Origin of the sequence: Vibrio sp. S11_S32 (genome assembly GCF_014694465.1) — a bacterium.
Classification (GTDB): domain Bacteria; phylum Pseudomonadota; class Gammaproteobacteria; order Enterobacterales; family Vibrionaceae; genus Vibrio; species Vibrio algicola.
Map to the genome: position 1 here is coordinate 91,420 of NZ_JAAUWS010000008.1, position 21,992 is coordinate 113,411.

At 43.5% G+C, this 21,992-nt stretch carries 19 protein-coding genes; 11 read left to right on the plus strand and 8 right to left on the minus strand.

The genetic code is table 11. The features are described 5' to 3' along the window. Nucleotides 1-11: 11 nt before the first annotated feature. Nucleotides 12-473: a YhcH/YjgK/YiaL family protein gene (locus tag HC723_RS06755; protein WP_153447519.1), complete on the plus strand. Its 462-nt coding sequence runs from the start codon at nt 12-14 to the stop codon at nt 471-473. A gap of 300 nt (nt 474-773) precedes the next feature. On the opposite strand, the gene argA is transcribed toward HC723_RS06755, so the two are convergent. After that, nucleotides 774-2,105: an amino-acid N-acetyltransferase gene (gene argA, locus HC723_RS06760; RefSeq protein WP_153447518.1), complete on the minus strand. Its 1,332-nt coding sequence runs from the start codon at nt 2,103-2,105 to the stop codon at nt 774-776. 271 nt (nt 2,106-2,376) lie between these two features. On the opposite strand from argA, the gene mltA reads away from it, so the two are divergent. Both mltA and tcdA read left to right on the plus strand, forming a co-directional pair. After that, nucleotides 2,377-3,468: a murein transglycosylase A gene (gene mltA / locus HC723_RS06765; protein WP_407701701.1), complete on the plus strand. Its 1,092-nt coding sequence runs from the start codon at nt 2,377-2,379 to the stop codon at nt 3,466-3,468. Between the two features lie 119 nt (nt 3,469-3,587). Then, nucleotides 3,588-4,400: a tRNA cyclic N6-threonylcarbamoyladenosine(37) synthase TcdA gene (tcdA, locus tag HC723_RS06770; protein ID WP_153447517.1), complete on the plus strand. Its 813-nt coding sequence runs from the start codon at nt 3,588-3,590 to the stop codon at nt 4,398-4,400. A 74-nt stretch (nt 4,401-4,474) separates the two neighbouring features. On the opposite strand, the gene rnhA is transcribed toward tcdA, so the two are convergent. After that, complete coding sequence (gene rnhA, locus HC723_RS06775) at nt 4,475-4,945, minus strand: ribonuclease HI (RefSeq protein WP_190338603.1); 471 nt, start codon at nt 4,943-4,945, stop codon at nt 4,475-4,477. Nucleotides 4,946-5,013: 68 nt separating this feature from the next. Here rnhA and dnaQ point away from each other — a divergent pair, with 68 nt between their 5' ends. Both dnaQ and HC723_RS06785 read left to right on the plus strand, forming a co-directional pair. Next, nucleotides 5,014-5,763 (plus strand): DNA polymerase III subunit epsilon, encoded by a 750-nt coding sequence (gene dnaQ, locus HC723_RS06780; protein WP_190338591.1) that lies wholly within the window; start codon nt 5,014-5,016, stop codon nt 5,761-5,763. A gap of 53 nt (nt 5,764-5,816) precedes the next feature. Continuing rightward, nucleotides 5,817-6,068, plus strand: a complete 252-nt coding sequence (locus tag HC723_RS06785; RefSeq protein WP_153447515.1) for a DUF2999 family protein — start codon at nt 5,817-5,819, stop codon at nt 6,066-6,068. Between the two features lie 242 nt (nt 6,069-6,310). Here the strand turns inward: HC723_RS06785 and fadE are convergent, their stop codons facing one another. Beyond that, nucleotides 6,311-8,806 (minus strand): acyl-CoA dehydrogenase FadE, encoded by a 2,496-nt coding sequence (gene fadE, locus HC723_RS06790; RefSeq protein ID WP_190338592.1) that lies wholly within the window; start codon nt 8,804-8,806, stop codon nt 6,311-6,313. A 336-nt stretch (nt 8,807-9,142) separates the two neighbouring features. On the opposite strand from fadE, the gene lpcA reads away from it, so the two are divergent. Both lpcA and HC723_RS06800 read left to right on the plus strand, forming a co-directional pair. Further along, nucleotides 9,143-9,724 carry a D-sedoheptulose 7-phosphate isomerase gene (gene lpcA, locus HC723_RS06795; RefSeq protein WP_153447513.1) on the plus strand — a complete coding sequence of 194 codons (582 nt, stop codon included), beginning with the start codon at nt 9,143-9,145 and terminating at the stop codon, nt 9,722-9,724. A 72-nt stretch (nt 9,725-9,796) separates the two neighbouring features. Then, nucleotides 9,797-10,630 carry a class II glutamine amidotransferase gene (locus HC723_RS06800; protein WP_190338593.1) on the plus strand — a complete coding sequence of 278 codons (834 nt, stop codon included), beginning with the start codon at nt 9,797-9,799 and terminating at the stop codon, nt 10,628-10,630. A 261-nt stretch (nt 10,631-10,891) separates the two neighbouring features. Here HC723_RS06800 and purN read toward each other — a convergent pair whose 3' ends face one another. Then, nucleotides 10,892-11,548: a phosphoribosylglycinamide formyltransferase gene (gene purN / locus HC723_RS06805; RefSeq protein WP_153447511.1), complete on the minus strand. Its 657-nt coding sequence runs from the start codon at nt 11,546-11,548 to the stop codon at nt 10,892-10,894. Between the two features lie 118 nt (nt 11,549-11,666). Beyond that, nucleotides 11,667-12,707, minus strand: a complete 1,041-nt coding sequence (gene purM, locus HC723_RS06810) for a phosphoribosylformylglycinamidine cyclo-ligase (RefSeq protein ID WP_153447510.1) — start codon at nt 12,705-12,707, stop codon at nt 11,667-11,669. 230 nt (nt 12,708-12,937) lie between these two features. Between purM and upp the strand changes: the two genes are divergently transcribed. Both upp and HC723_RS06820 read left to right on the plus strand, forming a co-directional pair. After that, nucleotides 12,938-13,564: a uracil phosphoribosyltransferase gene (upp, locus tag HC723_RS06815; RefSeq protein ID WP_153447509.1), complete on the plus strand. Its 627-nt coding sequence runs from the start codon at nt 12,938-12,940 to the stop codon at nt 13,562-13,564. A gap of 210 nt (nt 13,565-13,774) precedes the next feature. Next, nucleotides 13,775-14,989, plus strand: coding sequence for a DUF2066 domain-containing protein (locus HC723_RS06820; protein WP_190338594.1), 1,215 nt, complete (start codon nt 13,775-13,777; stop codon nt 14,987-14,989). Nucleotides 14,990-15,044: 55 nt separating this feature from the next. On the opposite strand, the gene HC723_RS06825 is transcribed toward HC723_RS06820, so the two are convergent. The 3 genes from HC723_RS06825 to HC723_RS06835 all read right to left on the minus strand — a co-directional run bounded on the left by HC723_RS06825 (nt 15,045) and on the right by HC723_RS06835 (nt 18,535). Next, nucleotides 15,045-15,665 (minus strand): glutathione S-transferase family protein, encoded by a 621-nt coding sequence (locus tag HC723_RS06825; RefSeq protein ID WP_153447507.1) that lies wholly within the window; start codon nt 15,663-15,665, stop codon nt 15,045-15,047. A gap of 457 nt (nt 15,666-16,122) precedes the next feature. Then, entirely contained in the window at nt 16,123-17,274 is a 1,152-nt protein-coding gene (locus HC723_RS06830; protein ID WP_153447506.1) for an iron-containing alcohol dehydrogenase, read from the minus strand. A gap of 241 nt (nt 17,275-17,515) precedes the next feature. Then, the gene (locus HC723_RS06835) at nt 17,516-18,535 is read right to left on the minus strand and encodes an NADP-dependent oxidoreductase (protein WP_153447505.1); all 1,020 of its coding nucleotides are present in this window, start codon (nt 18,533-18,535) and stop codon (nt 17,516-17,518) included. A 125-nt stretch (nt 18,536-18,660) separates the two neighbouring features. On the opposite strand from HC723_RS06835, the gene HC723_RS06840 reads away from it, so the two are divergent. Beyond that, nucleotides 18,661-19,587, plus strand: coding sequence for a LysR family transcriptional regulator (locus tag HC723_RS06840; protein WP_190338595.1), 927 nt, complete (start codon nt 18,661-18,663; stop codon nt 19,585-19,587). Between the two features lie 257 nt (nt 19,588-19,844). Next, the gene (locus HC723_RS06845; protein ID WP_190338596.1) at nt 19,845-21,923 is read left to right on the plus strand and encodes a DUF4962 domain-containing protein; all 2,079 of its coding nucleotides are present in this window, start codon (nt 19,845-19,847) and stop codon (nt 21,921-21,923) included. Nucleotides 21,924-21,992 lie beyond the last annotated feature (69 nt).

Consider the following 21,992-nt stretch of genomic DNA (forward strand, 5'->3'; position numbering starts at 1 on the left):
GACAATAGCCTATGTATTTTGGAAATGTAAAACGTTTGGAGTGGAGTTTTCTACCGGCTCATTTTTTAAATTATCTTGAGCAAGCACTGACAATTGCGGCAAATCATGAAGAAACCGGTCGTTATAATATTGATGGCGACAACGTTTTTTGTGTACTGATGACACCAGAAACCGAGCCAAAAGAGTTGCGAAAAACAGAAATTCACCGTGATTATCTTGATATCCAACTTCTACTTGAAGGAGAAGAAACGTTTGGTTATTCAATTGAAACGCCTCAGCCATTGTTAGATAAGCCGGAGTACACCAATGATGTGCTGCTGTTTAATGAAGTCGGTAATGAGAGTTATATTTCCTTGCGTGCGAATGACTTTATTATTTTCTATCCGGGTGAATCACATCGACCACAATGCGCGACGCGCGAGCCAATGGCGATCAAAAAAATCGTGGTAAAAGTGCATAAGAGTATGATTTAGGCTAGAGAACCGAGAGTCTGGTATCGAGAGCCGAAAAGTTAAAAGCAAAAACCGAAAACGCTTCGCTGCGAGATCAAAGCCTTTACTGAGGTAACTTTGATCTGGTGCGAAGCGTTTTTTTTGAGGTGATTATCGGATCAATTGAATACGCCGAAAAGACGCTGTCCCATCCTTGGATGCTTGAGAAAAGGCCATCCATGGCCTTTTACACTTTTCTCTGTACTCAATCTTGATCGGTCATTAAATTTATGAAATTTACCCGCAACCCGAGCGTAGCGTCCTCGCATCCCGCGCTTCAGTTCAAACCTTCAATACCAAAATTTTTGATTTACGTTGATAGTTATATAAACCTTGTTTTGCCATTGGTAGCGATTCCACCCCAACTTCCTCAAAGCCTTGTTCTCTAAACCAGTGCAAACTGTGAGTGGTGAGGACAAACAGTTTCGTGATCCCTTTTTGCTTGGCTTGTTGACGCATGTGATTGAGCAATAGTGCGCCGCGATCGCCATCTCGGTAATCAGGATGAATGGCCACGCACGCCATTTCTGCCATTTTATCGTCGATATAAGGATAGAGGGCGGCACAGCCTATGATCAGGCTGTCTTTTTCGATAATGGTAAATTGATAAATTTCTTGTTCAAGTTGTTCACGCGAACGACGCACTAAAATGCCTTGTTCTTCTAAAGGGTGGATCAGATCTAAGATCCCGCCAATATCGTGAATGTCAGCATTACGAGTTTGTTCAGCGCTGGCCATGACGATTTGAGTACCAATCCCATCAAAGGAGAACAACTCTTGCAGCAGCGCACCATCAGCTTTGTAACTGACTAAGTGACAGCGAGGCACGCCGGCACGACAGGCACTGATCGCGCCACGTAAAAAACGAAATGTACCGCTGGAGTGGCCATTTTCGGTGTCATGTTGCGCTTCAATGTCTTGAACGATTTTTTCGGCGCACGTTGGGAATAATTCGGGGATCACGTGGTTTTCGTTATCAAGAATGCCTTGCTCTGAGCAAAATCCGATCAGTTTATAAGCTTTAAGACGAATGGCAACTTGAGTAGCCACATCTTCGTACATTAAGTTAAAGCTTTCTCCGGTGACCGAACTGGCGATAGGGCCGAGTAGCACGATCGAGCCCATATCTAACATGCGATTAATGGCGGCGTGATCAATACGGCGAACTTTGCCGCTATGACAATAATCGATACCATCATCCACTCCCAGCGGCTGGGCAATGATAAAATTACCACTGGCGACATTCAGTTGAGTGCCTTGCATTGGCGTATTACGCAAACTCATCGATAAGCGGGCAGTGATGGCAAGTTGTAATTGTCCCGCCGCTTGCATCGCCATGCCGAGCGCATTTTCATTGGTGATACGAACGCCTTTATGATAAGACGATTCACATTGATGTTTGGCTAAATTGGCATTAATCTGAGGACGCGCGCCATACACCAACACAATTCGGACTCCTAAGCTGTGCAGCAAAGCGATGTCGTTGATGATGTTGTCAAAATTGCTATCGGTAAAGGCTTCTCCACCGAGCATGATTACCATGGTTTTACCACGATGAGCGTTAACGTAAGGGGCGGATTGACGAAATCCTTTCACTAATGCAGTACTGCGCATTCTATACAACCTTCCATGATTACTTATATTAAAATAATGACTAATTATTCATTGTGGTGCAATGGTTATTTTATAATATTGATCGTAATACACTGTGCCATAAACCAAATAAAATGTTGAGAGATGTGTCTTAACTGTTCATCTTGCTTGTGCCTTTTGGTTATTTTTGTCATGCTGCTCGAAACTCTCTCTTAACCCCTTTTATGGTGATTATCTCGTGTCTCTATTCTCAATATTTTCTTCATTGTCTAGTTTGCCTGCTTGGTCGACAGTGAAGCGTTATTCTCAACTGACCTTGGCCTGTGGCGGCGCAATTTTAATGGTGGGGTGTGCCAGTCCAACCGAGCGAGGACAGCAATATTTAGATGGGTCTTTGTCGGCCACGTTAACCGCTGAAGATAAAGTCGATTCAACCGCCGCGCGCGATTACACTACCTTTGCCGCTCAAGCTGCGGAAGTCGAGAAAAAATCCCCCTCTTTAAAAGCGAAATATCATAATTTATACGCGCAATTAAATGTGTGGGCACAAGAAAGTGGCGATCCTAACGAGTTAGCCAAATATGGGGTGAATTTTGATCAACTAGGCGGCGCTGATAAAAAAGGCAATATCTTATTTACCGGTTATTTCTCGCCTGTGATTGAAATGCGTCATACCCCAGATCATTTATTTAAATACCCCGTTTATGGCAAACCTGAATGTGGTGCCGTGTGTCCAACTAGGGCGCAAGTTTATGACGGCGCTTTAGAGGGGAAAGGATTGGAATTAGGCTACGCCTCTAACATGATCGACCCATTTTTAATGGAAGTGCAGGGCAGCGGCTTTGTCCATTACGCCGATGATGACACCTTAGATTACTTTGCTTACGCCGGAAAAAATAACCATCCTTATGTCAGTATTGGACGAATATTGATCGAGCGCGATATTATTCCTAAAGAAAAAATGTCGATGAAAGCAATTAAAGATTGGGTAGCTAAAAACGATCCTGACACGGTAAAAGAGTTGCTGGAGCAAAATCCATCGTATGTCTTCTTTGATCGCCAGCCGGGTGCAAGAGTGGCCGGTTCAGCCGGTATACCGTTATTGCCAATGGCATCGGTTGCCGGCGATCGCAGTATTTTTCCTATGGGAACCCCAATCCTTGCCGAAGTGCCATTATTGGACGCTAACGGCAAATGGACTGGGGTGCATATCATGAAATTGATGATCGTGTTAGATACCGGCGGGGCTGTCAAAGGTGGCCATTTAGATTTGTATCATGGCATGGGCGCTCGCGCTGGCATTGCGGCGGGTCATTACCGTCATTTTGGTCGAGTGTGGAAATTAGATTTAACCGCGCCGCCATTAGCACTGCCAAAGAATTAATTATTCTACCCAGTTGATGTTTTGTATAAGAGTGTGCATTTCGCCTCGGATTTTGAGGTATAATGCGCGCTCTTTTTTTATTGGTGCTTGCGCTCCGTTAGACTCACAAAGGCTTACCTATGAACACACAACAACCCGCATCAGACAGTTATAACCAACGTTTTGGTGGTACTCGCCGTTTGTATGGTCATAGTGAAGTGGATATTTTACGCGCGGCGCATGTGTGTGTGATCGGGATTGGTGGCGTGGGTTCGTGGGCGGTGGAAGCCTTAGCTAGAACGGGGATTGGGCATCTCACCCTTATCGATATGGATGATGTGTGTGTCACCAATATTAACCGTCAAATCCATGCAATGACTGGCACGGTTGGGCAAAGCAAAATTGAAGTGATGGCTGAACGTGTCAGGCTAATTAATCCTGAATGTGAAGTGACGTTAATCGATGATTTTATCACCCCAGATAACACTGCTGAGTATATCTCTAAAGAATTTGATTACGTATTAGATGCGATTGATAGCTTAAAACCAAAAGCGGCCTTACTCGCTTATTGCCGCAGTAATAAAATTAAAGTGATCACGATTGGTGGTGCGGGTGGACAAGTTGATCCGACTCAAATCAAAGTGGCGGATTTATCCAAAACGGTGCAAGACCCATTAGCCAAAAAATTGAAAGACACCTTGCGTCGTTTGCATAATTTTAGCAAAAATCCGCAGCGTAAATTTGGCATTGATTGTGTGTTTTCAACCGAACAATTAAAATACCCACAACCTGATGGCAGTGTGTGCGGGGTGAAATCCACCGCCGAAGGGCCTAAACGTATGGATTGTGCCAGTGGCTTTGGCGCAGCAACCGTAGTAACCGCCAGCTTTGGTTTTGTCGCAGTGGCAAGGATTGTAGAAAAAATCTTGTTAAAAGCTAAAGCTAAAAACTAGCCACGAGAGCCGAGGAGCTTAATCGTCTTTTGCTCTTCGGAGCTCGAGTGAAGCGTCCTCGGAACTAAGCTTTACTACTTATCACTCGGCTCAAAGCCAGTATCTTCAGTAGTTGGCGATTCGGCGGCGGCACGCGCAATATCATCACAGATTTCATTTTCTCGATGACCCGCATGGCCTTTGACCCATTTCCACTCAACCTCATGGCGGGCGGTTTCAGCATCTAATGCTTTCCATAAATCGACATTTTTAACCGGTTTTTTGGCCGCGGTTTGCCAGTTTCTTTTTTTCCAGCCGTGGATCCACTCAGTAATGCCTTTACGCACATATTGACTGTCGGTGGTAAGCGTTACTTTGCAGGGCTCTTTGAGTGATTTTAACGCTACCACCGCCGCCATCATTTCCATGCGGTTATTGGTGGTCAGTTGAAAACCTTCAGATAAATATTTTTCTTGTTCTTTATAGCGCAGCACAATGCCATAACCGCCAGGGCCGGGGTTGCCTAAACAAGAACCATCAGTGAAAATCTCAACGTATTTCGTTATCATTTGCTATAGTGACCTTAATTTTTATCTGGGGCTTAAAACCCTCATAGTCTGACACAGAGTTTATTATGAATACCAGTACCAATTCATCTCATGACCGCATCATTGTTCTGGATACCGAAACCACGGGTATGAACCGCGAAGGTGGGCCGGTTTATATGGGCCACCGGATCATTGAAATTGGTGCGGTTGAAATTATTGATCGTAAACTGACGGGTCGTCATTTCCATTGCTACATTAAACCGGATCGTCAAAGTGATCCTGAAGCCATTGGGGTGCATGGTATCACCGATGAATTCTTGGTCGATAAACCACAATATAAAGCGATCCATCAAGAATTTATTGAGTTTATCCGTGGCGCTGAATTAGTTGCTCACAATGCGCCCTTTGATACCGGATTTATGGATTATGAATTCAAACTCAATGGCAGCAATGAGAAAACCGCAGAATTGTGCAAGGTTACCGATACCTTGGCAATGGCGAAAAAAATCTTCCCTGGAAAACGAAATAATCTCGACATTTTATGTGATCGTTACGGTATCGATAACTCGCATCGTACTTTGCACGGCGCGTTACTCGATGCCGAAATTCTAGCCGACGTTTATTTACTGATGACCGGCGGACAAACCAGCATGCAATTTAATGCGGGTCAGTCTAAAGACGGCGGGGTGGGTGAAACCATTCGCCGTGTATCGGCCGATCGCGTTTTGCGAGTATTAAAAGCCAGTGAAGAAGAGCAACAACAACATGAAGAACGTTTAGACTTGGTAGCCAAAAAAGGCGCTTGTTTATGGCGTGAAACGGTTGTTAACGATTAATCCAATTAAAGCTATTAATCCCCAAAAAATAACCCCAAAAAGGTAATGCCACAATGAACCCAATTATTGCAATGTTAAAAGAAAACAATATCCAAGATGCGCAAATTCGTGAATTGTTTGAAATCATGACTCAAAACCCAATGGCGGCAATGGCAACCATTAGTCAATTGGGTTTACCGCAAGATCAACTGCAAATGTTAATGGCGCAAGTCATGCAAAACCCTGCCTTGCTGAAAGAAGCGGTGAATGAGCTAGGTTTAGATTTTTCAAAAGTGGAAGCGGCGAAAGATCAATTGCAAAAGTAATATCCATTCCATTGAATATTTGATCAATTTGAATACGCCGAAAGACGCAGCTCTGTCCTTGGTCGCTTGAGAAAAGACCATCTATGGCCTTTGATACTTTTATCTGACCTCAATTTTGAACCATCATTAAATTTATGGAATTGGTATCATCCTGAAACTTGATACTAAAAAGCACGAAACCACATCAAGGGTTTCGTGCTTTTGTTTTTCTAGCTTCTAGCTTCTAGCTTATGTCACTATTTCTAAGCCACTTGACTCAATGGCTTACTCGGCTTTTTTACTATTAACTCACTTGGATCAAAATCATCCACGTTGATGGTTTCTAAACGTACTGTCTCAGCATCGCGTAGTACTTGTGCTTCTTGCTCGCTGATCCAGCCGTTGTCTAAACCTAGTTGCGCCACTTTATCCAATTGGGTAAATGGGCGACGTTTTTCGGCTTTTTTACAAATCGCATCGAAAATAGGCTCGGCCTTTAGAATGGTTTCTAATGCCAATTCAATTTTTCCTACTGGGTTATGCTCACTTGGTTCAAGATACTGATTACGTCCGATACGAGAACGAGTGGCCGATGGCGTTTGTAGAATTTGCGCCACTTGGTTATCTAGTGCATCACTTGGCGCACGGCGCACGGTTCCTAGTGGCAAAATAAGCACGCGTAATAAAGTTGCCGCACTGCGCGATGGGAAGTTACGCAATAGTTCGGTTATTGCCTCTTCGGCTTGGCGCAAACTGTCTTGTACGCTCCAATGCACCAGGGGTAAATCGGATTCTTGATAACCTTCCATTTCAAAACGTTTTAGAGTGGCTGAGCTTAAGTACAATTGGCTTAATACATCCCCTAAACGTGCCGATAAACGCTCTTTACGTTTCAGTGATCCGCCCAGTACTGCCATCGATACATCCGATAGCAACGCCATATTGGCACTGTAACGGTTAAGTTTTTGGTAATAACCTTTGATTTGGTCGTGCACTACGCCGTTAAAATTAGGATCGTTTGGCACTGGCGAGTCTGAGCCGCGACCATCGGTAATACCCAACCATAAACTGCGAACGGCGTTACTCATACTAAAGCCGATATGACCAAATAATGCGCTATCAAAACGGGCGAGAGCATTGCGTTCAGTTGAGTGTGCGGCATCCATTTCTGCCAGTACATAAGGGTGGCAGCGGATCGCGCCTTGTCCGTAAATGATCATTGAACGGGTTAAAATGTTCGCGCCTTCCACCGTTACCGCGATTGGCGAACCTTGGTAACCACGCGCTAAGAAGTTGGCAGGGCCTAAGCACACACCTTTGCCGCCGGCGATATCCATAGCATCAATTAAGCAGCGTTGGCCGCGATGGGTACAGTGGTATTTCACAATTGCAGAGATAACCGATGGCTTCTCGCCTAAATCAATTCCTGCAACGGTTAATTGGCTCGCAGCATCCATCATATAAGCATTACCCGCCAGACGTGCTAGTGGCTCTTCAATGCCTTCCATGTGTCCGATCGGTTGTTTAAATTGACGGCGAATTCGAGCGTAAGCCCCGGTTGCCAATGCGGCGCTTTTAGTACCACCGGTTGAGTTGGAAGGTAAGGTGATACCACGACCCACTGATAAACATTCCACTAGCATGCGCCATCCTTGACCTGCCATATCTGGGCCACCGATGATGAAATCTAAAGGCACAAAAATATTGTCGCCTTGCGTGGGACCATTTTGAAAAGGAACGTTCAGTGGGAAGTGGCGTCGACCTATTTTTACGCCTTCCATATCGGTTGGAATCAGGGCGCAAGTGATACCAATATCTTTCTTGGTTTCGCCTGCTTCATCTTTAAGCCCTAATAAACCATCCGGATCTTGTAATTTAAACGCCAAACCTAGTACCGTCGCCACTGGAGCAAGGGTAATGTAGCGTTTATTCCAAGTCAGGTTCATGCCTAACACTTCTTGGCCTTGCCATTGACCTTTACATACAATGCCGTAATCGGGAATGGCGCCTGCATCAGAGCCAGCTTCTGGGCTTGTTAATGCAAAACAAGGAATTTCTTTGCCTTCTGCTAGGCGAGGTAAGTAGTGATCTTGTTGCTCGGTAGTGCCGTAATGTTGAAGTAACTCGCCAGGGCCTAAAGAGTTCGGTACGCCAACGGTCGAGGAGAGTACCCCTGAAACGCCGGTCAGTTTTTGTAGCACAATCGATTGAGCGTAAGCGGAGAATTCTAAGCCGCCGTATTTTTTCTTAATGATCATGGCAAAGAATTTATGATCTTTGAGGTACTGCCATACTTCTGGTGGTAAGTCCGCCAGTTCATGGGTGACTTCATAATCGTTGGTCATGCGGCACACTTCATTGACTGGGCCATCAATAAAGGCTTGTTCTTCAGCGCTTAATTGCGGCGCTTGAATATCGGTCAGCTTGCTCCAATCAGGCTTGCCTTTAAATAGCTCGGCTTCCCACCATACGGTACCTGCATCAATTGCTTCTTTTTCGGTTTGCGACATCGCCGGTAGAATTTTCCGGAAAACTTGTAATGCCGGTTGGCTAAACAAGCGGCGACGTACGGCTGGGATGGCAATGAGCCCGCAGCCAATAAGGTATAAAACAAACAACACTGGGGTGGTCCCCGTCAGCAGCGTGGCGGCTGCAAAAATAATCCCTATCACTGCCAAAGTGACACGTTGTGAACGGCGGTGATAGAGACAAATACCAAGCGCTACAAAGGCAAGGATAAGCGTGAATAAGATGGTCATCGTTATATTCCTTATTATGATGTCGCAGACCCTTTTTAGACTGAATGATAAAAGTGGTCGTACCAGATAGGTTCATTGTAATGGAATTGTTGATAAAATGTAAAATGGCAATGTATCTGAAAAGTGATCTCAAGCAGAAAAATTTTTATTTAGCGCTGAAAATCTTCTTGAAACAAAAATAGCGGACTTTTGGTCGACAGGCTTTCAGCTTTATAGGTACACTCTAATAATAGTAAGAAATAACAATAAAATGAGCCTGTATCTAAAGTGACTGGGTATAAAGGCTGAACTCTATCCTCTTTGCCTAAAAGAGAGCATTCAACAAGAGAGAAATATATGTATCAAGATTTGATCCGAAGTGAATTAGCGGAAGCGGCTGACGTACTCAATGCTTTTTTAAGCGATGACAAAAACCTACAACAAATTGAGGCGGCAGCAAAAATGATTGCCGATTCCTTTAAGCAAGGTGGCAAAGTGTTATCGTGTGGTAACGGTGGTTCACACTGCGATGCAATGCATTTTGCCGAAGAGCTCACCGGTCGCTATCGTGAAAACCGCCCAGGTTATCCTGGTATCGCTATTTCAGATCCAAGTCATCTGTCTTGTGTTAGTAACGACTTTGGTTATGACCATGTATTCTCTCGTTATTTAGAAGCGGTCGGCTCGAAAGGCGATGTGGTATTTGGTTTGTCGACATCGGGTAATTCAGCCAACATCTTAAAGGCGATGGAAGCGGCTAAAGCCAAAGGCATGAAGTCGATTGCTTTAACGGGTAAAGACGGCGGCAAAATGGCGGGTGTTGCGGATATTGAAATTCGTGTACCGCATTTTGGTTACGCCGATCGGATCCAAGAAATCCATATTAAGATCATTCATATCGTGATCCAGTTGATTGAAAAAGAAATGGAACAAGCTTAAATCGCCAGTTTGAAAAGGTATTAAGTTTATGTACCCAAAATCAGACGGGTATAATAATAAAAGGGAATTTGGATGTGCGAACTACTTGGCATGAGTGCTAATGTACCAACGGATATTTGCTTTAGCTTTACCGGTTTGATCCAGCGCGGTGGAAAAACCGGTCCTCATAGTGATGGCTGGGGGATCACGTTTTATGAAGGCAAAGGCTGCCGAAACTTTAAAGATCCTAAGCCGAGTTGCCATTCAAAGATCGCAGAACTGGTGCAAAATTATCCGATTAAAAGTTGTGCAGTGATCAGCCATATTCGACAAGCTAATCGGGGTGAAGTGAATTTAGAAAACACCCATCCGTTTACCCGGGAATTATGGGGAAAAAACTGGACCTTTGCCCATAATGGTCAGTTGAGTGGTTATGATGATTTGCAAACCGGGCGACATCGTCCAATTGGTGAAACCGACAGTGAGCAATCTTTTTGTTGGCTATTAAAGCAACTGGAAGACAAATACCCTGAGCCGCCTCATGCCAGACAAATGCCAGAAGTGTTTCAATTTATCGCCGCGTGTTGCGATGAGCTTAAGCAATTAGGCGTGTTTAATATGCTGCTGAGCGATGGTGAGTTTGTGATGATGTATTGCACCAATAATCTGCATTGGATCACTCGCCGCGCGCCTTTTGGTAAAGCCTCATTAATTGATGAAGAAGTCACCATCGATTTTCAGCAAGAAACCACCCCCAATGATGTGGTGTCGGTGATCGCCACTCAGCCATTAACCGATAACGAACGGTGGCACAAAATGAAACCAAGTGAATACGGTGTCTTCCAATTCGGTGAGCTGATTTTAGATAACAGCTTAGATTTGATTGATCAGCCGTTTGCACCCAAAGCGTCCCCTTGTGGTGATTAGGTCGCACTCTGGTTTCAGCCTTGGGATCGGATAACTCAAAAATAATAAAAGCTCGATCATGATGTGATCGAGCTTTTGTATTTTTGGGCGTAATAAATGGCTTACAGATTCGAATCACACCAATGGCAATCATTTTATGATGGATCAATATTGGATACAGAGAGCAGTGTCAAAGGCCATGGATGGCCTTTTTCAAACGTCCAAGGATGGGACAGCGTCTTTTCGGCGCATTCAAATTGATCCATTTTTAAGTGGGGGATTTTAATCTTCGGCGTAGCCATGTAATCCAAGCACCTTACCATCTAGATATGCTTGCCCGCCTTGCATTTTTAAACGCTCCTCGACAAACCATTTGGTCACCAGTGGGTAAATATGATGCTCTTGAACTAATACACGGTCGGCAAGATCATCGGCGGTATCATCTTCAAATACCGGTACTTTGGCTTGCAGAACAACAGGCCCGCCGTCTAATTCTTCGGTTACAAAATGTACGCTAGTACCGTGTTCACTATCACCGGCGTCAATGGCGCGCTGGTGAGTATGAAGCCCCGAGTATTTTGGTAGCAAAGAAGGGTGGATATTGAGCATTTTGCCTAAGTAGTGGGTCACAAAATCACGGCTTAGAATGCGCATGTAACCGGCAAGAATAATCACATCCGGCTGATAAGCATCGATTTGTTTCATTAACTCGGCATCAAATGCTTGGCGATCGGATTTGCCATCGGCTTTTAAAAAGGGCTGAGCGGAAACAAAATGGCCATCAATACCATGTTTTTTAGCGCGCTCAAGACCATAGGCATCTTGTTTATTAGAAAATACCGCGCACACATTCGCTTGGATTGAACCGGATTCACATCCATCGATGATGGCTTGTAAATTACTGCCTGAACCTGAGATAACAACAACAATCTTTTTCATGAGATAACCTTGCAGATAAAATTAAGCCCTTAGACTTTATCAGTTAATAACCGAAAAGCTAAGGGCCTAATCTCGTCATATTTGAATAACCAAAGCGACTATTACCAAAAAACGACGATTAGTTAATAACGACTTGCTCTTCACCAGCTTCAGCCGTAGCCACTGCGCCGATAACCCAAGCGTTTTCACCTTCAGCGTTGAGTAAATCAACGGCTGCTTGTGCTTGGTCTTGCGGTAATGCCACGATAAGGCCGACACCACAGTTAAAGGTACGGTACATTTCAAAGGTATCAACGTTACCTTTTTGCTGTAACCAAGAGAAGATAGCCGGCCATTGCCAACTGTTTCCATCGATCACCGCTTTAGTGCCTTCAGGTAATACGCGTGGGATATTTTCCCAGAAACCACCACCTGTAATGTGTGAGATAGCATGAATGTCATGCTCTGCAATCATTTTAAGGGCGGATTTGATGTAAATTTTAGTTGGTTCAATTAAGTGCTCGCCAATAGTGCGGCCATTTAAGTCTTCGGCTAAATCAGCTTGAGAAACTTCAAGAATTTTGCGAACTAACGAGTAACCATTTGAGTGTGGGCCACTCGATCCTACTGCGATTAATGCATCACCTGGTGCGACTTTAGTGCCATCGATAACGTCCGCTTTTTCAACTACGCCAACACAAAAGCCTGCGACGTCATAATCTTCGCCTTCATACATGCCTGGCATTTCAGCGGTTTCACCACCGATTAATGCACAACCTGCTTGAATACAACCTTCGCCAATACCAGTAACCACTTCGGCCGCAGTATCAATATCTAGCTTGCCAGTGGCGTAGTAATCGAGGAAAAAGAGGGGTTCTGCACCTTGTACGATCAGGTCGTTGACACACATGGCCACTAAATCGATGCCAATGGTGTCATGTTTTTTCATATCCAGTGCTAAGCGTAGTTTTGTGCCTACACCATCAGTACCCGATACTAGAAGAGGTTGTTTGTATTTGGTTGGCAGTTCGCATAACGCACCAAAACCACCGATGCCACCCATTACTTCAGGGCGACGAGTACGTTTCACTACACCTTTAATTTTATCGACTAATGCGTTACCTGCATCAATATCAACACCAGCGTCTTTGTAGCTTAGAGATGAATTGTTACCACTCACAGAGAAATCCTCGCCTTTAATTAGGTTGTCTTTAAAATATAGGTTTTAAAATATTTCGTTTCAGGTGAAAAACGGGGCTATTCTAACAGGGGATGAAGTGAAAAGGAAAACGTTTGCGTCAGTTTTTTTTATGGCCTTTTTTTACCGAATAAATAGAGATAGAACAATGCAATTTGACCGCTTTGCAGTATAATCAACGCGTTTGTAAAAATTTAAGCATGGAGTTGGACATGAAAGTTGTAGAAGTAATGCACCCACTGGTGAAACATAAACTTGGTTTGATGCGTGAAAATGACATTAGCACTAAACGTTTCCGTGAATTGGCAACAGAAGTGGGCAGCTTGTTAACTTACGAAGCAACCGCTGATTTTGAAACTGAAAAAGTGACGATTGAAGGCTGGAATGGCCCAGTAGAAATCGATCAGATTAAAGGCAAAAAAGTAACGGTTGTACCTATTCTGCGTGCTGGTTTAGGCATGATGGATGGTGTATTAGAACACATGCCAAGTGCGCGTATTTCGGTTGTCGGTGTTTACCGTGATGAAGAAACTCTTGAGCCAATCCCATACTTCAACAAGTTAACCTCTAGCATTGATGAGCGTATTGCTTTAGTGGTTGATCCTATGCTGGCAACTGGCGGCTCTATGATCGCAACTATCGACTTATTGAAAGAACATGGTTGTCAGAGCATTAAAGTATTGGTTTTGGTGGCAGCGCCAGAAGGTCTGGAAGCATTAGAAAAAGCGCACCCAGATATCGAACTTTATACGGCCGCGATTGATGAGAAATTGAATGACAAAGGCTACATCGTTCCTGGTTTAGGCGATGCTGGTGATAAAATTTTCGGTACTCAATAATCTGAAAATTATTTCTGCTCAATAGCTTATTGAAGCGCTTCTAAATAGAGGCGCTTTTTTTATGTTTGAATTTATGTCTTTCACTGCGGTCTAACTAAAATTAAAGTAGAATATAAAGCGACTCAGCACTATCGGTTGTATTTAATTCTTTTTTTCTCATTAATGATGATGGGCTTATCCTGTCTCATTATGATCTTTGACAGGTTTATTATGCGTTACATACTCACATCTTTTCTATGCTTACTGGCGTTTAGCTCAGCAGCGTATGCTAAAACGAAAGTCGATATTTATCATGTCGAAGTACCCATGACGGATGTGAAAAATGCCAAAACAGTGGCATGGGCGCAAGGATTAAAGCAGGTATTAATTAAAGCTTCGGGCGATACTAAGATTATTAACAATGCGGTAGTAAAAAAAGCACTCACCGATCCTTCAGATTACCTTGCTCAATTTGAATCGGGCAGTATAGATGACACTCCAAGCATGGTGATGGATTTTAGCCCCGAACCAGTGCAATCATTATTGTCTCAAGCGCATGCTATTTTTTGGCCCCAGTTACGTAATAATGTTTTAGTGTGGGTGATTGAAGATCAAAACTTTGAGCGTCAAATTGGGTGGGAACAGTCTGGCCTTGATAGTATCGCGCCTTTGCAAGCCTCAAGCTTAAAAGCCGGTTTACCTATCACGCTGCCTTTAGGTGATATGGATGATATGACCCATATTACTGCGCCCGAGCTATGGGGCAGTTTTGATCAACCGTTAGCCAAAGCTAGCCAACGTTATCCAGTGGATGGGGTATTGGTACTTAAAGTGACCCGAATGGGTGATGGCGCTCAGGTTGATTGGGCTTTGCATGATATTGCACCCAATAAAATTGCGACTACACAACGTGAACCTGTCACCGGCTCAACCGAAGGCTCCCTTCAAGACAGTATCAATAATGCGATTGTGCAAGTGAGTGCTTATTATGCCAAACAAAATAAAGTGGCGGTAAACCAAGCATCGGATGATTCATTACTTGGCCATTTTAATGGTATTAATTCGGCTCAAAATTTCTTTACCTTAGAGCGTATGTTGAAAGGGTTAAGCAGTGTGGCGGCTGTGCAAGTTCACCAGATCCAAGGCGATAATATTGTGTTTAAAATTGATTTATTGTCGGATGTTGAAGAGTTTAAAAAAGAAGCGGTAAAGAAACAGCAATTGACTCAAATCCAAGCCCCTGTCGCTTCAGATGAATTAACACAACAGGATGCTAGCCAAGAGTCAGTAACACAAGAGCAATCATCAGGAAACGAAGCGGCAGTTGCTGATGGAGTCAGCGCAGATGCAACAGCAATAAATGCGAAGCAAACAACGCCTGCCAAAGAGCCTTCATCACAGCCAACGCAAGATGATAATCAGTTGTGGTTTGATATAAAAGAGTAATCGCTTGAAGTGATAGTTCAACAAAAGGGAGCCTTAATATGGCTCCCTTTTGGGTTTAAATCTGGTGCTGTTTTTCTAGTTGTTGTGCTTTTTCTGCCGCAGGACGTTGATGTAAAGCGGCCAGATATTGTTGTAATACCGGGTAGTTGGTAAGTTGCTCAAGTTTATAAGCGGTTTCAATAATGAAAGACAATAAGATATCGGCGGCGGTAAATTGATCACCCACAAGCCAAGTGTTGTTGTCTAAATGATCGTTTAAATAACCAAGAATTAAATGCAATTCTTTTAGGCTGTAACCACTCAAGAACGGCGGTTTACTCCCGTCAATTTGAACCAAGTAATGCATTAATAGAGGCAATGCAGCAGAGCTTTCAGCAAAGTGCAACCACTGTAAGTAATGGGCATATTCTGGAGTGTTTTTAGCTGGAACTAACAAATTTGCGGCGTATTTTTCTGCCAAGTATTCAGTAATTGCGCCCGATTCAGCTAATACTAAATCATCTTCTTGAATAACTGGAGACTTACCGAGTGGATGGATCTGTTTAAGTTCAACTGGAGCTAAGTGGGTTTGTGGATCACGTTGATAGGCTTTAATTTCATAAGGAACTTGTAGCTCCTCTAATAACCAAATGATACGTTTTGAGCGAGATTGAGCTAAATGATGCAGGGTGATCATAGTGATATCCTTGTCGAATGTGAGGTGTTTCTCCGTGGCTCTGCGTATAAAAAGGCTCTCTTATGGTGCTAGGGGATGTATTGGCAGTGGACTGTCGTTACATGCACCATAAGAGAGAAATCAAGATTTAGATGCTAATCAGGACCTTGATATTTTTTATCGTTAGATTAGGGGCTGTTGATCTTTCGTGATTAAATTTTGTTCGAGATAAAAGCCTTTTAATCGAGGAAAGTCGATTGAAGCCTAATTATTCTAAGTAAATGAGACTTAACGAAGAGTAAAAGGCTTTTAGCCGAACCCTTCGGGCTGCGTTTGTTGGTCTTTTCTACTTCGTCATCGGCTTTTCGTGTAGCCAGCTACACCACAAAGCCTCTTTCTTGTATAAAAACCCAACAATTCGCAGCAAAAAAAAACACGAAAGATCAACAGCCCCTAATTGCTTAAGCGTAATATTGGCTTATAGCGCAGTTTGATAAATTTGACGTGAACGCTCTAAATCGATAGAACCATTCTCGCCAAGTTTAGTCATGCCGTGTGCTTCTAAGCTTGCCATTGCGGTATCAATATCCGCTTGAGTTAGGTCAATTTCACTTAATGATACGGGCGTGTTCATATCAATGAAGAACTGCTTGGTTCTTGTAATGATTGCATCGATACGCGCGTCATCAGATCCTTCAGTAATGTTCCATACACGTTCACCATATTGCAGTAATTTCGCTTTTTTCTCTGCGCGACATACTTGCATAATGGCAGGAAGTATAATGGTTAAGCTACGACCATGATCCACACCAAAGTTACCGGTTAGCTCGTGACCAATCATGTGGGTAGCCCAATCTTGAGGAACACCAACACCAATTAAACCACTTAGCGCTTGAGTCGCCGCCCACATCACGTTAGTACGTGCTTCGATGTCTTGTAGATCGGTCATTAATTTAGGACCTTCTTCGACCAATGTCAGCAAAATACCTTCCGCAAAACGGTCTTGGATTTTTGCGTTTGCAGGGTAAGTTAGATATTGCTCCATTACGTGGATAAAGGCATCCACTACTCCGTTTGAGGTTTGACGCTCAGAAAGGCTAAGCGTCGTTTGAGGATCAAGAACCGCAAACTGAGGTCGCACAGAAGGGTGCATAAATGCTAATTTTTCTTTACCGCGAGTAACCACAGCGCCGATATTGGTTTCAGAACCGGTTGCTGGTAGCGTCATGATGCAACCTAATGGCAATGCTGATTCAATCTTGCCTTGTTTGGCTAAGATATCCCACTCTTCTTCGCCTTGGTAGCTGACTGCTGCGGCAATAAATTTAGTGCCATCAACTACTGAACCACCACCAACCGCAAGTAGGTAGTCAAAACCTTCCGCGCGGATACGCTCAACCGCTTTCATTAGTGTGTCGTATTGTGGGTTTGGCTCAATACCAGAAAATTCATCCCAGTTATGTTCGCTAAGCGCCGCAACGACTTGATCGTAAACACCGTTACCTTTGATAGAACCGCCACCGTAAGTCACTAAGATTTTTTTATCTTTTGGAATGCTGTTAGCGATCGCGGCGATTTGACCTTGGCCAAAATGAATTTCTGTGGTGTTTTGGTAACTAAAGTTGTTCATGTATTGCTCCTGTAGAACGATTATCCCCTTCGTACTTGAAGCTGCAGCTTTGTTGGTTACGTTCACTCACCCCAATCACTTAGACGAGCTAAGCTCATGGGGCTTCGTTTACTTGCCGCCGCACTGCAACATCAATTACTTTGGGGAATGATAGACCGTTTACTAATAAAATTTATTGTTTAAATGATTAAGGTGAATGAGCATATATTCATAAATATGCAGTTTCAAATACAAGGACTAATTAAAGTTGGATCAGCATCTTGCCGATATTCTCACCTTTGAATAAACCCAAGAAAGCATCGGGTGTTGATTCAATACCTTGGCGAGTGGTTTCTTTCCAGCTGACTTTGCCTTCTGCCGCCCATTGGCTTAATTGTGCCACATAGCTTGGGTAATGCTCCCAATGATCAGACACGATGAAACCTTGAATTTTTAAGCTTTTCTTAACGATGTTAGCCAAGTTGTTTGGACCGGCTTTAGCATCGGAAAGATTATATAAATCAATCATTCCGCACACCGCCATTTTACCGTAACGGTTTAATAAATTTAACGCGGCCTCTAAATGATCACCCCCGACGTTTTCATAACAAACATCAACGCCATTCGGACAATGTTCGGCTAATGCGGCCTCTAATTCTGCTGCGTTATTGTAGTCTTTATAGTTGATCACCGCGTCAACACCGAGTGATTTCAACCACTCGACTTTTTCGGCGCTACCAGCACTACCGATCACGCGACAACCTTTAATTTTTGCAAACTGACAAACTAAACTGCCGACTGCGCCAGATGCGGCAGACACTAAAACAGTATCGCCTTGTTTTACTTCACCGATGATATTTAAACCGACCCAAGCAGTTAAACCAGGCATGCCGGCAACGCCTAAAAAGCTTTGCTCTGGTAATGAAGTTGCCGGTAATTTTTGCACCATATCGCCGTTTGAAATGGCATATTCACGCCAACCTAGCATGCTGTTGACTTTATCACCGACTTTAAAGTCTGGATGTTGCGATTCGATGACTTCACCAATCGCTGAACCTTGCATCAATTCACCAAGTTGAAATGGTGGGACGTAACTTTCAGCATCACTCATGCGGCCACGCATATAAGGATCAACCGATAACCACAAGTTTTTAATAATGAATTGACCTTGAGAAAGTGAAGGCAAGGTTTCAGTTTGTAGTTCAAAGCAGTCCGGTGTTGGCATTCCATTTGGACGTTGCTTGAGAGCATAACCGCGACTGGTGATAGTGTTTACTGACATGGTGACCTCGTTATTTAGGGCAAAAATACAATAAGAAGGAAGTAAATTTGAGTTGGTATAATAGACCGGTAAGTATTATATTCCTAATGCATGAAATTAATTATAGAAATGACTTAGGATCATAAATGTCAAAACTCAATCAAGTGGATTTAAATTTACTGGTGGCATTGCAAGCGTTGTTACGGACTCGCAGCGTGACCAAAGCGGCGATCCAATTAAATGTGACTCAATCTGCTATGAGTCGAACATTGCAGCGTTTGCGTCATCAATTTGGCGATCCTTTGTTTGTGCGCAGTCGAGGCGGATTATTGCCTACCGAGCGCGCGCAAAGTCTTGCTACAAGCTTAGACTATTTATTACAAGATGCTGAGTCTTTATTAACACCCGCCGAATTTGATCCGCTGCAAGCGACCACCCAATTTAGCTTTATGATGACGGATTTTTTCTCGCAAGTGTTTATGCCTCCGGTGTTCCAATCATTATTTGAACAAGCGCCAAACATGAGAATTCAATGTTTAAATAGCCAACCGAACTTGATGGAGATGTTAGCGCAGGGGGAAACCGATCTTGGCTTTAGTAGCTTGACTGGCGCCGTATCGGCCGATATCTATGCGCAAAAGCTCGGCCAAGATAGTTTAGTCACCGTGATGCGAAAAGATCATCCGTTAGCGGGGCAAGAGTTAACCTTAGAGCGTTATTGCCAAGCTTCACACGCTTTGATCACCATGGGCGGCGATCACCTCGGCACCATTGATGTGGCACTCGCAAAGCTGGGTTATAAAAGACATGTCGCACTACGGATGCCACATTTTACTGCTGCGCCTCATGCGGTAGCAAAAACGGATTTATTGCTCACCTTACCCGGCTGTTTAGCGGCGCACATGGCAGAAGCGTTAGATTTAGTGATCGTGCCACCACCATTAGATATGCAACCTTTCACTTACTATATGGTGTGGCATGCAAGGCAGCATAACAATATTGCCCATCGCTGGTTACGGCAACAACTGCAACAAGTGATCACTCAGCGTTGCTTAGAAGGGAATTGTTTCTAATCTAAGCGTAGTAATTATCTAATTACTACGCTTGGTAAAAGGGGAGAAGATCTTGAAGTGGCCTCTTAACGCATCATATTATGCGAAAAAATTAAATGATGAAGGTAGATCCCACTTACTTGGTTGAGGGGATCATCACAGTTTTAATCTAAAATTGAAGGGTGTATTTTACTTGCCTGCTTGTTTTGTACTACAATAAGATTAATTGGTATTTATCACCTATTTTTTAAATTTTATTATTGAATAAGAGAGTCCGCATGAGCAACCAAAAATCTCTTGATGCGATCAGGAAGATCAAGCTAGAAAACGACACATCAGCAGGAAACCTTGTTGATTTAATGCCGATCGAAGTTCAGAAACGCGATTTCGATTTATCTTTTCTGGATACCTTAAGCGAAGCACGCCCACGTCTTTTGGTTCAATCAAAAGATCTTGCAGAATTTAAAGCTAAAGTGAAGCAAGATGATTCTTTTTGCATGTTCGATGATTTCTTCAATAATTCTACGGCTAAATTCTTAGAGACAGCGCCGTACGACGAGCCGCAACCTTACCCAGAAGAAACGGTAGGAAAAGCATCGTTATGGCGTCCTTACTGGCGTCAAATGTACGTTGATTGTCAAATGGCGATGAATGCAACCCGTAACTTATCCATTGCGGGTATCGTGAAAGAAGACGAAGCCATTATTGCGAAAGCGAAAGCTTGGACCCTAAAACTGGCGACTTATGATCCAGATGGTGTGACTTCTCGTGGTTACAATGATGAAGCCGCGTTCCGCGTGATCGCAGCGATGGCATGGGGTTATGACTGGTTACACGCTTACTTCACGGAAGAAGAGCTTGAAATCGTACGTAACGCACTTGTGACTCGTTTAGATGAAATAATGCATCACCTGAAAGTGACGGTAGACCTATTAGCTAACCCACTTAACAGCCATGGTGTTCGTTCAATTTCTTCTGCCATTATTCCGACTTGTATTGCGCTATACCATGATCACCCGAAAGCCGGTGAATACATTGCTTACGCGTTAGAGTACTACGCTGTCCATTACCCGCCATGGGGCGGTGAAGATGGCGGTTGGGCTGAAGGTCCTGACTACTGGAATACCCAAACCGCATTCTTAGGCGAAGCATTCGATCTATTGAAAGCGTACTGTGGCGTTGATATGTTTAATAAGACATTCTATGAAAACACCGGCGACTTCCCATTATATTGCATGCCAGTTCACTCTAAGCGTGCTAGCTTTTGTGATCAGTCTTCCATTGGTGATTTCCCTGGTCTTAAATTGGCTTATAACATTAAGCATTACGCTGGTGTTAACCAAAAACCAGAATACGTTTGGTACTACAATCAATTAAAAGCACGTGATACAGAAGCGCATACTAAATTCTACAACTTCGGTTGGTGGGACTTTGGTTATGATGATCTTCGTTTCAACATTCTTTGGGATGCTCCTGAAGAACAAGCACCATCAAACGATCCATTGTTGAAAGTCTTCCCTATTACGGGTTGGGCGGCGTTCCACAACAAAATGACTGAACGTGATGAGCATATCCATATGGTCTTCAAGTGCAGCCCATTTGGTTCGATTAGCCACTCACATGCGGATCAAAATGCGTTCACACTGCATGCCTTTGGTGAAACATTAGCATCGGTTACCGGTTACTACGGCGGTTTCGGTGTGGATATGCACACTAAATGGCGTCGTCATACTTTCTCTAAAAACTTACCGTTATTTGGTGGCAAAGGTCAGTACGGCGAGAATAAGAATACTAATTTCGAAGCTCACCAAGACCGTTTCTGCATTGAAGCCGGTGGCAACATTACCGATTTCGACACTGAATCAGAGGTGAAATTTGTTGAAGGTGATGCCACTAGTTCTTACGCTTACTTCGTGCCAGATCTAGAATCTTACAAACGTAAAATTTGGTTTGTGAAAGGCAAAGTATTCGTGATGCAAGACAAAGCGACACTGAAGTCTGAGCAAGACATGACTTGGTTGATGCACACTACATTCACTAATGAAGTCGCGGAAAAATCCTTTACTATCCGTGGTGAAAAAGCGCATTTAGATGTTAACTTTATCAATCAAAATCCAGATAACATTGTTTCAATTAAAAATGTTGAAGGCTTTGGTGAAGTAGACCCGTACGAATTTAAAGACTTAGAAGTTCACCGTCACGTTGAAGTTGAATTTAAAGCGGCCAAAGAGCACAACATCCTAACGTTATTGGTTCCTAATAAGAACAATGGTGCGCAAGTTGAAGTGTCTCATCAAGTCATCGGCAATTCGCTTGAACTTACGGTAGACGGCGAAACGGTAACGATTGAGTTGTAATTCCATAAATTTAATGATGGTTCAAAATTGAGTACATAGAAAAGTGTCAAAGGCCATGGATGGCCTTTT